At 59.9% G+C, this 11,457-nt stretch carries 8 protein-coding genes; 2 read left to right on the forward strand and 6 right to left on the reverse strand.

Going from position 1 to position 11,457, the window contains the following annotated elements; genetic code table 11:
- Window positions 1–1,609, forward strand: a 1,609-nt coding sequence (gene tagH / locus H928_RS0101910; protein ID WP_148293009.1) for a type VI secretion system-associated FHA domain protein TagH, incomplete at its 5' end; no start/stop codon positions are given.
- Window positions 1,606–2,397, forward strand: a complete 792-nt coding sequence (locus tag H928_RS25760) for a PP2C family serine/threonine-protein phosphatase (RefSeq protein WP_043338299.1) — start codon at window positions 1,606–1,608, stop codon at window positions 2,395–2,397. The genes tagH and H928_RS25760, both read left to right, overlap by 4 nt.
- A gap of 62 nt (window positions 2,398–2,459) precedes the next feature.
- Here H928_RS25760 and H928_RS0101920 read toward each other — a convergent pair whose 3' ends face one another.
- The 6 genes from H928_RS0101920 to H928_RS0101950 all read right to left on the reverse strand — a co-directional run.
- Window positions 2,460–3,944 carry a HAMP domain-containing sensor histidine kinase gene (locus H928_RS0101920; protein WP_021024974.1) on the reverse strand — a complete coding sequence of 495 codons (1,485 nt, stop codon included), beginning with the start codon at window positions 3,942–3,944 and terminating at the stop codon, window positions 2,460–2,462.
- A complete protein-coding gene (locus H928_RS0101925) occupies window positions 3,941–4,651 on the reverse strand; it encodes a response regulator transcription factor (protein WP_021024975.1) in 711 nt (236 codons plus the stop codon). Before H928_RS0101925 ends, H928_RS0101920 begins: the two co-directional genes overlap by 4 nt.
- A gap of 112 nt (window positions 4,652–4,763) precedes the next feature.
- Window positions 4,764–5,402, reverse strand: coding sequence for a sulfite oxidase heme-binding subunit YedZ (locus tag H928_RS0101930; RefSeq protein ID WP_052329673.1), 639 nt, complete (start codon window positions 5,400–5,402; stop codon window positions 4,764–4,766).
- Window positions 5,403–5,415: 13 nt separating this feature from the next.
- Complete coding sequence (gene msrP, locus H928_RS0101935; RefSeq protein WP_021024977.1) at window positions 5,416–6,396, reverse strand: protein-methionine-sulfoxide reductase catalytic subunit MsrP; 981 nt, start codon at window positions 6,394–6,396, stop codon at window positions 5,416–5,418.
- Window positions 6,397–6,686: 290 nt separating this feature from the next.
- Window positions 6,687–8,099, reverse strand: coding sequence for an insecticidal delta-endotoxin Cry8Ea1 family protein (locus tag H928_RS30515; RefSeq protein ID WP_084635608.1), 1,413 nt, complete (start codon window positions 8,097–8,099; stop codon window positions 6,687–6,689).
- A gap of 1,186 nt (window positions 8,100–9,285) precedes the next feature.
- On the reverse strand, window positions 9,286–11,457 hold a 2,172-nt coding region (locus H928_RS0101950), incomplete at its 5' end, for a TonB-dependent siderophore receptor (RefSeq protein ID WP_021024980.1).

Below are 11,457 nucleotides of genomic sequence, written 5' to 3' on the forward strand. Positions count from 1 at the left end.
CACTTCTGTGTGGAAATCAACACCAATACCACAAGCGCCCCCAAGACCGCCCGATACGATGTCACTGGGCACCGACCCGTTTGCCGACCTACTGGCGGCGCCCCTGAGCAGCCAGGTCGCTGCGGCGCCGTACCAACGCCAGCACGCCGGCATGATTCCGGAAGACTTCAATCCTCTGGCGCTCCAAGGCGTATCCCCCCGCAACACAGCCGATCCGCTGGGCCAGATGGATAGCCCGGCCAGCTTTGGTGACATGTTCGCCGAGCAGACCGTGGACGCCAGCTTTCAGCCCAGCGAAGGCAATATTTCCGAGCTGACCCAAGACCCGCTCAATGGCAGACAGCACCAAGGGCTGGTCGACGCATCCCACACGCTCGACCCTTTGGAGCTGTTTGCCAAGCAGTCCGCCGACGCCATGCTCAACCCGGAAGCCATGTTCCAGGACCGGGCCAGTCAATCCCCGGCCTTGGCAGACCACCGAGTAGAGATGGGTGCGTATTTTCGCGCGCCTCGCGCCTATGACCCAAGCCCATCGCCGCCAGCTGCTGAGACAGCAGTGTTGCACGATCCTGCAGCTGCACATGCAGACGAAGCGCAGACATCCTGCCCTGCTGCCCCAGCCCTACTGGAGGGCGGTCCGGGCGGTGGCAACGTACTGGAACCGCTTTTCGACATCGCTTCGTCAAGCGCGGGCCTAGAAGCGCCAGCTGTGGAAAATGCCCTGCATGGTGGATCGGCCCTGGATGGGCAAGCGCCCACCGAAGAGCGCGGGCATTGCCATGCGCCGCCCGATCAGGCCCTCGCCATGGACTTGCGTGGCGTACTGCAGCACCCCAGGGCAGATACCGAAACCGCCGCAGCGACGGGACCTGCGGGCGACCCGCGCGTCAATTCAGCACCAGCGTATTCATCTGCAGCAGAGCCTGGCTCAGACATTCCAGCGCCCTCGGCCACAACACAAGCACAAGCACAAGCACAAGCACCACAACCTAGCGAGCAGGCCGATGTGGCACAAGCGCTGTTGCTGGGCTTCAAAGCAGGTGCGGGGCTGTGCGAATGCCGGTATCCAGAGACACTGACACCGGAGCTGATGCATGTCATCGGCAAGATGCTGGGCACCTCGGTACAAGGCTGCATGGACCTGCTGGGCTCGCGCGCGGCCGCCAAGCAAGAAGTCCGGGTATCGGTCACCCTGATCAATGCCGAAGCCAACAATCCTTTGAAGTTTCTACCCACCGCTGACTCCGCGCTGGCGCAGATCTTTGGCCCACGCATGCCCGGTTTTCAAGCGGGGCCGGAGGCCCTTGTAGACGCCTTTCAGGACTTGCGCAGCCACGAAATGGCCATGATGGCAGGCACCCAAGCCGCTGTGCGCGGGCTGCTCGACCGGTTTTCGCCAAAGCATTTCAACGAGCAGCTTGAGTCCCTGGGCCGCAACAAGACGCTGTTTGCCGCCCAGCGCCAGGCGCGTCTTTGGGAACTGTACTGCAGCCACTATGAGTGGCTCAAGGAAGAGATGAAAAATCAAAGCCCTACGGCATGGGGCAGCGAGTTTCTCAGCGCTTACCAAGCTGAGGCAGCGAACCACCATGAGGACCATTCCCAATGACCGGGCAAGCCCACCCATGCGCACAGTCATCCCTGGCGCTCGTACACCACTCCCTCAGCCACAAGGGGGACCGCAGCTACAACGAGGACGCCTATTGCCATGTCCGGGACAAACATGTCGTGTCCTTTGCGGTAGCTGATGGCATGGGCGGTGCCGCTGGTGGCGCCCAGGCATCACACCTGGCCATGCAGGCCGTCAGAGCCGCAGTCTTGACGCTTGACCCCGAGCAGTTCAGCGCGCAACTCCGGGCGATGTCGCAACGCATCCAGGATGAGCAACAAAGCAACCCCCGGCTCAGGCAGATGAGCACGACGGTGGTCGAATTGCGCATCGATACCTATGCCCAAAAGGCCGTCTGGGCCCACTGGGGCGACTCACGCATGTATTGGTTTCGTGCCACAGAGCTCATGGCCATGACGGTGGACCACAGCGTCGTGCAGAGCCTGGTCAGTGCGGGCCTGCTCTCGGCCCAAGAGGCCAGATCCTACCCCCAAAAAAATGTACTGCTGGGAGCCGTCGGCGCCAACAGCGAGGTCGGCCCAGACGTCCTTGCCGCACCGGTCGACGTGGCAAGCGGCGATGCATTTCTCTTGTGTACCGACGGTATCTGGAACTGCCTCGCACCTGAAGATATTGAGGCATCGTTGAAAAAGTCAGGCTCGGTGCAGGCCTGGGTCAGCGATCTGATGGACCAGGTCGAGCGCGTAGGCCAGGGCAGCAACGACAATTTCACCGCCACTGGCGTGTGGATCACCAGTGATGGAGAGCAGACCCTGCTGTTGCGATAGGCCTGCTCAGCTGCTTCTGCATAGCATGGGCTTGGCCGTGGCGAAGCCCATGTCGCTATGCCCTAGCGCAAATAAAACCTAAACCGCGCCCCCGCCTCCCCTGCCCCGCTCAGCAGCTCAATCGAGCTGTCATGCAGCTGCAGAATGCGATGCACAATCATCAGCCCCAAGCCACCAGACCGCCCATCGCTGCGGCTGTGCATGCGGCTCAAGGTGGGGCGTTCGAACAGGCTGTCGCGCAGCGCGGGGGGGATGCCTGGGCCGGTGTCCTGCACCGTCACGCTGATGCGGCCCTGCTCTGCGGCACGCAGCTCCACCTGAATATCGCCGCCTGGCGGCGTGGCGCGGATGGCGTTGTCGATCAGGTTGACCAGGACGCGTTCGAGCATGCCCAGATCAGCGGTGACGGGGGGCAGATCCGGGTCAATCACGGCGTGCAGGCGCTGTGCTTTGGCTTCGGCGGCCAGCTCAAACTTCTGGAACACGTCCTGCAGCAGATCGGGCAGAAAGAAGCGCTCGGGCTCGGGCTTGACCACGCCGTATTCCAGGCGCGCCAGCTCAAACAGTTTTTGCGCCAGATCACCGACCTTACGGCTTTGGTCCAACGCAATGCCCAGGTAGCGGCGGCGCTCATCGGGCGACAGCACATCGGCCTTGATCTGCAAGGTCTCCAGATAGCCATGCAACGAGGTCAATGGCGTGCGCAGGTCGTGGGAGATATTGGCGAAGAGCTCGCGCCGCTGCTGGTCTTGGCTGCGCAGCTTTTGCCACTGCTCCCAGGTGCGTTGCGCCAGCTGTGCAAAGGCCTGGCTGAGCAACGCTATATCGGCTCCGCCATGGGCGGCTTTTTGCAGCTTGGCCTGCGCCTGGGGTAGGTCGGCCAGGCCATCGGTTTGCAGCTCTTGCACCGCGGCCGTCAGGCGACACAGCGGCCGGGTGATCAGGCCAAAGGCCACAGCTGCCGCGACCGCGCCCAGCACCACCACGACCAGCAGCGACCACAGCAGTGTGCGCAGCGCGCCGTCGCTGCTCACGCGGGCAGCCAGGTTGTCACGGCCCTGACCTTGCAGGATCACATAGACATAGCCAGATCGCTGGCCGCCCTGCATCAAGGGCGCGGCGCTGAACACCTTGCGCTCGGTCATGCTGCGGGGATCGTCTCCCAGCACGGGCAGCGCCGCGCCGCTGAACAGGCGCTGCAAGGGCTCCAGATCAACCTTTTGGCGCAGTATCTTTTCTTGCGGCGCATCGTAGGCCTGGATGGCGCCGCTGTCGTCGAGCAGGTAGACCTCGACGCTCGGGTTGACCTGCATCAGCTTGCCAAACAGCTCGCGGCTGGCGCCGGCATTCAGGCCATCGGCACGCATCAGCTCCGGGTATCGAGCGATGCGTGCGGCCAAATCCTGCGACAGGCGCTGCACCACCTCTTGCTCGCGCTGATCCGACACCCGCATCTGCAGCCAGACCGTCGCCGCACTGCAGGCGAGCAGCAGCAGCACAAAGACCAGGGTCAGGCGCTGGGCCAAGGTGGTGGATGCGAGCCTCATGGCGTCTCCTCCGCCCATTTGTAGCCATGGCCCCATACCGTCAGAATGCGCTTGGGGCTGCCTGGATCGGCTTCGATCTTGGTTCGGAGGCGGTTGATATGGGTGTTGACCGTGTGCTCATAGCCATCATGGCGGTATCCCCAGACCTGGTTGAGCAGGTCAAACCGGGAAAACACCTTGCCGGGGTTGCGCACAAAAAAATGCAAGAGGTCAAACTCCCTCGGTGTCAGCTCCACCTGGGTGCCACCCAGCTTCACCTCGCGCGATATGGGGTCGATCTCCAGATGGCCGAGCACCAGCACACCCGCATCCAGCCGGGCGTTCTGCGCCAAGGCCTGGCTGCGGCGCAGCAGCGCGCGCACCCGCGCCACCAGCTCCAGCACCGAGAAGGGCTTGGCCAGGTAGTCGTCCGCGCCCAGCTCCAGCCCCAGGATGCGGTGCATCTCGCTGGAGCGGGCACTGGTGATGATGATGGGCACGTAATAGGCCATCGCGCGGGCACGCCGGCAGATCTCCAGGCCATCCACCCCGGGCAGCATCAAATCCAGCACCAATGCATCCCAACCGCCCCGCTCCAACGCCTGCATGCCCGCGTCGCCATCGGCCATGTGCACCACCTCATAGCCTTCATCGCGCAGATGCAGTTGCAGCAGCTCCGCGATGGGGGCATCGTCTTCGACGATCAAGATACGTTTGCTGGGGTTCATGCTGTCATTGTGCGGTACATGGGGCGGTCTGCTGGCATCGGCACTTGGCGGCAAACCCAGGCGCCGCGCCCGCAAACACTGGAGGCAGGCGCGCTTGAAATGGCCAATCCAGTCAGACCCTGGCAGCCTTGGCCGCCGCCTGCATCTGCTTGCGCTTTTGAAAAACCCAGCGTGCCGCCAGCAAGCCGGCAAGGATCAGCCCGTAGAGCCACACCTCGGCAAAGTTGTTCTTGCCCGAGCGCATCCACCAAAAGTGCAGCACGGCCAGCGCAGCCGCCCCATACACCGCGCGGTGCAGCATCTGCCAGCGCTTGCCGCCCATGCGCCGGATGATCTTGGGCACCGAGGTAATGGCCAGCGCCAGCAGGATCAGCCAGGCCAAGGTGCCCACGAGAATGAAGGGGCGCTTGATCAGGTCGTCGACGATGGCGGGCCAATCCACCCCCATGTCAAACACCACATAGGCCAGCCAGTGCAAGCTGGCGTAGAAGAAGGCATAAAGGCCCAGCATGCGGCGGTAGACCGCCAGCCCGTTCCAGCGCAGCCACTGCCGCAAGGGGGTGACTGCCAGCGCAAAGCAGATAAAGCGGATGGCCCAATCGCCCAGCGAACGCAGCAGTGCCTCAGCCGGGTTGGCCCCCAGGCCATCGATGGCTGCCAGATAAAACAGCCAGGCCGCTGGCACCAGGCATAACAGGTGCAGCAGCAGCCGCTGCACAGCTTTGGCAGAAAAACGTGAAGGCTTGGGCATCGGCATGTACGCGTCAGTAGTTCTTGCGCAGATCCATGCCAGCGTACAGCTGGCCCACCTGGGCTTCGTAGCCATTGAAAAGCAAGGTCTTGTGGCGCTTGGCAAACAGGCCGCCTTCACCAATGCGGCGCTCGGTCGCCTGGCTCCAGCGCGGATGCGGCACATCGGGGTTCACATTCGAGTAAAAGCCGTACTCATTGCGCGCCGCCTTGTTCCAGGCGGTGCCCGGCTGCTTCTCCACCACACGGATGGTCACGATGCTCTTGGCGCTCTTGAAGCCGTATTTCCAGGGCAGCACCAGGCGCACCGGTGCGCCGTTTTGCGGGGTCAAGGTTTTGCCGTACATGCCAAAGGCCAGCAGGCTGAGCGGGTGCATGGCTTCATCCATGCGCAGGCCCTCGGTGTAGGGCCAGTCAAGCACACCGCTGCGCAGGCCAGGCATCATCTTGCTGTCGGCCAAGGTGACGAACTCCACATACTTGGCGCTGCCTTGCGGCTCCACCTGCGCCAGCAGTTTGGACAGCGAGTAGCCCACCCAGGGGATCACCATGGACCAGCCCTCAACACAGCGCAGGCGGTAAATGCGTTCTTCCTGGGCGCTCAGCTTGAGCAGCTCTTCGATATCAAAGGTCTTGGGTTTGTTGACCAGGCCTTCGACCCGCACCGTCCAGGGCCTTGTCTGCAAGGTGTGGGCGTAGCGCGCCGGGTCGCTTTTGTCGAGGCCAAACTCGTAGTAGTTGTTGTAGGTGCTGGCATCCTGGAAGGATGTGGGCGTCTCCATCGATATCGCACCGGACACCGTAGAGCGAACGGTGCTGATTGCTTGCGTGCCATCGGCCTTGGCGGCTTGCGCCCAGGCGCCGCCTGCGGCCAGCGCCGTGCCGCCTGCCGCACCGAATTTGAGCAGGTCGCGACGGCTCAGATACAGATGCTGAGGCGTGATGTCGCTGCTGCTGCCGTGGTCAAAGCCCGCGTTGTTGGTACGTATCAGCATGGGTATCGCTCCTGAAGTCGGTAGATGCAGATGAGGCCGGCCAGCAGGCCTGCCTCGGTTACCTCTAATAGACACTATCTTCAGCGCAAAGATCTCAAGCGCTGCTCAGTATTTGTTAAACAAAAAGTTATAAATACAGCGGACCACGGCTGCTTGACTGCCAATGACGCTCTGCAAAACCCCATGCCGTGGTCCGCATGCAGACGCGGGCGGCCAAATGCATTTCACTGGGCAAAGATTTTGCAGAGGAACGCTCACCGTTCTTTTTCAAGCTGGGTCATTGAGTTTCGCTATATTAAACCATGGTTGGGAATAGCTTCATCCTCCAGCCACTTCAGCACCTGCGGCGCAATCTTGGGTGCCATGCTGTTGAGGGCTTCGCGGGACATGGGAGCGCCACTGGGATGAATCAGTTGAAACCCGAGTACGCAGCCACGGACAGCTCCTTCAGCGGCCCCCATTCCGATACCCACGTGACGAATTGAGGACAGCCGATGCCCAGAATAAGAACTATCAAACCTCCTGATAGGCGTGTCATCATCAGCATCTCTACCTACTTTCGTCCAGCGCCCATCATTGCTACGAAATCTCATTTGATACACACCTGCTGCAGCTTCCGCAGTAACCCTATTGATATATTTTCCCAACCGCACATTGTGGGAATTACTGATTCTGGAGCCGGAACTCATGACACTGCCATCTTCATACATCGCATCAAAACCGAATATAAAACGCGTGCGCCATTGCATTCTATCCCAGACTTCAAGGCTACTCAGCGGGGAGGATGGACGCCTCCACACTGGAATAACATCAGGCCTGCTATTTTTTCGCCCCAACCAGCCAATGACGGGCGTAAATATCTCGCGATCGAGTTTAATACGAGATTTACCAGGATAGCGAATCGGATCAAGATTCGCCCAGGTATCTCGCAGGTCAAGCACCGTCAACTGATATTTTGTTTTCTCTATCAGCATCGCGGACAAAGGCATGTTTTGCGCCAAGCCGACGGTAGAGTGCGGGTTATCTCTGCGCGCTTTATCGATGGTGGACGAGGCATGGGTATCCACATAGATGGTATACCGTCTGATCAGCACAACCATTTCACTTGTGTATCTAGCCACAAGCCCGTCACTCAGACCAATATCTCGTCCTTTGAGCACCATATCTCTCAGCAATGCCAAATGAAGGGTAGCAGCGATCGCAAACAGAGGCAGCAGCGCAGCCTCCTCTCCTCTGACTTGAAACCCCGGAACCATCGCCGTAAATTGCGTATTGGCAGCGATGCTTTGAGCCCTAATTTCGTCACTATTTCCACTTTCAATAGCAATCTTATAGAGGCGACTGACTTCAGAAAGACCGACCAGATCCCTCTGAGCCAATCTCAACAATGCATCTGAAATCCTGGCTCTCATCAGGCGGTTCCACATCTGCTCCGGTGACTCACCAGAGCTGGGTATAAACGATGCACCCAAAAATGACAAAAATCCGCCGATCACCGGGACTGCAAACGCACCAATGAGAATGCTCTCTCGTAAAACATCATAGATATCCCCCGCCAAACCAGACTGACGTACTTCGTCTTGCATAGGCAAATCATCATTGGCATAGACAAGCCCCGCAGTTGATAAGACAGATGCCCCAGCTGCGGCTCGTTGTATGAAAACTCTGCGCCCTGATGATGTCTCGAATTTTGCTTTTTTCATCGCTCATCTCCCACAATCCAGCTGATTAATATCAGCGTAGATTGATCACAACCAATAATAATATCCGGCACGCTTAAGGATACTTTGCACTTGCAGGCCAGAACGTTGGTAGCCAACTATAAATTATGTAGACATTGCTCACCTCCTCTGCCTAAAAGGCAGTCATCAATCCACTAAACATTGAACCAACCTTCCACTAGGATGGGCCGATATTAATAGACTGAAATTTTTGATGCTCACATCAATTGTCTGTAATTGCTACCAACTCAATAAGACGATCTATTCAAGCCATACATTTAGCCGATCAAAATTTATCAGAACATGCTTCGCGTACCCCACACCTTCATGCCTGCATGCTCCTAAATCTCATTTTTGATTATCTACAAACTGTCACCTGCTCCGCACCTGTGACCGGATAGTTGTCGCCAAGCTGCATCTGAAAAATCGCGGGGACTGACTAGCAAATCCAAACAAATACTTACACTTATATAGGCATACTCCGCACTTGCTATAAAAACCTTTTGATGCAATATCACCATGCAGATTACTGCGAAGCAATCCACTTAAGACTCGATAGAAACAAGGCACTCGGTATTCATCAGTACGACCTCGCTGTGAGACAGTGAAGACCTGTTCAAAGTCCCCTACCCACTGCATTCAGCATCTTGGTGAATCAGAATCGCTGTCTGAACGATGTCAGTTGCGAGCGTTGCAACGCCCTCAGTGAGGTGCAGGAGAGTGAATGCAGGGGAAGGCTCCGTGCAAGGTGGAGCCGTATGTCATGTTCTGTGCCGCGCTGCGCCGGATCAGAAGCAGAGCCTGTGGGCCATACCGCTCCTCTAGTTGCCCAAGTGGCGCACAGTGCCTGCGTACTTTTCGATGTGGAACATATCCGGCGCAGCGATCTGCCTGTTGCAGGCATAAAAATCGCGACGCTGTGAGCGTGCAGCTAGGTGTCCCAGACATTCTGGATGGACAGGTCACCGTGCAGATCGCCAAGCAAAGTGGACGACACAGGTGGAGGGTGATGCCCTAACGCAGGGCAGTCCAGCGCAGCCTCAAGTGGCTGGTGATGCGCAAGCGATGGAGGAAAAACTGCGAGCTTGCCCAACAGCAGTCCGCAGCTCCTCCATTTGGCCTTGTTGGCCTTGTTGGCGCTACAGCGCAAACGACGGCGAACAGGCGCTTAGAACTTATAGCGCGCCGACAGGTAATAGCTGCGCGGATCCCCATACACGCCAGTGCCATACGAGCCCATGCCCGGCATATAGGTCTTGTTCAGCACATTGCTCAGGTTCAGCGCTACCGACAAGTGCGAGTCCACCTCCCAGCGCGCCATCAGGCCCAGCAAGGTGTAGGCCGGCTGGGTGGCGCGCCACTGGGTGTCGCCCGCTTGCTGGTAGTAGGTCTCGCTCTGCCAGCTGAGCGACCCACCCACCGTCACGGGGTTCCACTGGCCGGGCAGGCGGTAGCTGGTGCTGAGCTTGACCAGGTGCTTGGGCTGGTTGGTGTTGACGGCGCTCAGGATCACATCGGGCTGGTAGCCCAAGGTGGACTCGCGGTAGGTGTAGCCCGCATACACATTCCAGGCCGGGGTGACCTGGCCGGAGACCTCCATCTCCACGCCCCGGCTCTTGACGCCCTTGGCCGCGATGTAGATTTCTTCGCCAGTGGCGGGGTTGGAATCCACATACTGCGCGGCATTGTTTTGCTGGGTGTGGAACAGCGCGACCGAGGTGTTGAGCTTGCCATCCAGCAGCGCGCCCTTGATGCCGATCTCCTGGCTCTTGCCGGTGAGCGGCGGCAGCGCCGCACCGCCCGCATCCTTGTAGTAGGTCTGCGGGTTGAAGATATCGGTGTAGCTCGCATAGGCCGACCACTGCTTGCTGAAGTCATAGACCACGCCAGCATAGGGAATGACCTTGTGGCTCACCTTCAGCCGGTCGTTGAGCGTGTAGACGCTGCTTGCCAGATCGGTCTCGCCATCGACCAGGCGGTACCAGCTCAGCCTTGCGCCCAGGATGACGGACAGCGCATCGGTGGGGCGCAGGCGCACAGCACCAAACGCACCTTTTTCGGTGACGCGGGTATCGCGGTCGCTGATGCGATTGAATTGCGGCTCCGGTGCATTGCCTTGCCATTCAAAATAATTGTCCACGGGGTCGTAGCTGGAGGTATAGCCCGGCGCGCCACGGCGCCCGCGCGACCAACCCGCCCCCAAAGTCAGCTCATGGCTGCGGCCCAGCAGCTCGAACGGGCCTGACAGCACGGCGTTGAGCGAGTCGGTGGTCGAGGTGGTGGGGATTTTGACTGAGAGTCGGTTGATGCCCTGCCCCGTCACCGGATCGAGCTCCCCATAGGCCGCCACACCCACCTTTACATCACGGCTTTGGCGCAGGTGGCTGCCAGCCAGCTCCAGCTTCCAGCCGTTGTCAAACACATGTTTCAGATCGGCAAACAGGTTGGTGCTGTCGTTGTTCCAGTACGACCAGCGCGTAGCCGGGTTGAGCGAGGTCGGGAAATGCGTCTGCCTGCCATCCGAGAAAAACAGCGGCAGATGGCCATAGCTTGCGCCGTCAGCACGGGTCTGCATGTAGTCAATGCCCAGCGCTGCCGTGGTATGGGGCGCCAGGTCGGCCTCCACAATGCCATAGAGGTTGCGGGTATCGCGGCTGTAGTAGTTCACATGCGAATCGGCATTCTGCGCGGCGGCCACCATGCGCGCCCGCACGCTGCCATCGGCGTTCAGGGGTCCGGATACATCGGCCACACCGCGTTGCTTGCTCCAGGATCCCACACCACCTTCCAGCGAGGCCTGGAACTCCTTGGTGGGCCGCTTGCGCACCAGATTGACCACTGCACTGGGGTTGCCAGCGCCGGTCAACAGGCCGGTAGCACCTTTGACCACCTCCACCCGGTCGTAGATGGCGCTGTCGGCCAAAGACGTGGTGTACTGGCTGGCCGAGTCCATCGTATTGGGCATGCCGTCAAACTGGAAGTTCTCGACGGTAAAGCCGCGCGAGTAGAAGGTCGCGCGCTCGCTGTCATTGCGGCCCACGGTAATCCCGGTCACCTTGTCCAGAATCTCGGGCAGGTTGCTCAGGCCCTGGTCGTCCATCTGCTGGCGAGTGATCACCGTCACCGACTGCGGTGTCTCACGCAAGGACAAGCCCATGCGCGTTGCCGTGCTGGATTCCGCTGCCGTGTAAGAACCCGTGTGCTCCGAAGCGGCCACCCGGTCGGCCTGGGCCTGCACCACCACCGGCGCCAGCACCATCTCGCCCGCCACCGGGGCCTGGCTGGCCGCCGCGCGCTTGCGCAGCACATAAGAGCGGTCGCCCGCAGGCACGGCCTCCAG

The sequence above is a fragment of the Comamonas sp. B-9 genome, assembly GCF_000410635.1.
Taxonomy (GTDB): domain Bacteria; phylum Pseudomonadota; class Gammaproteobacteria; order Burkholderiales; family Burkholderiaceae_C; genus Comamonas.

Coding starts and splice junctions, on each gene's coding strand:
- H928_RS25760 (WP_043338299.1), top strand. CDS start 1,606: ATGACCGGGCAAGCCCACCCATGCGCACAGTCATCCCTGGCGCTCGTA.
- H928_RS0101920 (WP_021024974.1), bottom strand. CDS start 3,944: ATGAGGCTCGCATCCACCACCTTGGCCCAGCGCCTGACCCTGGTCTTT.
- H928_RS0101925 (WP_021024975.1), bottom strand. CDS start 4,651: ATGAACCCCAGCAAACGTATCTTGATCGTCGAAGACGATGCCCCCATC.
- H928_RS0101930 (WP_052329673.1), bottom strand. CDS start 5,402: ATGCCCAAGCCTTCACGTTTTTCTGCCAAAGCTGTGCAGCGGCTGCTG.
- msrP (WP_021024977.1), bottom strand. CDS start 6,396: ATGCTGATACGTACCAACAACGCGGGCTTTGACCACGGCAGCAGCAGC.
- H928_RS30515 (WP_084635608.1), bottom strand. CDS start 8,099: ATGAAAAAAGCAAAATTCGAGACATCATCAGGGCGCAGAGTTTTCATA.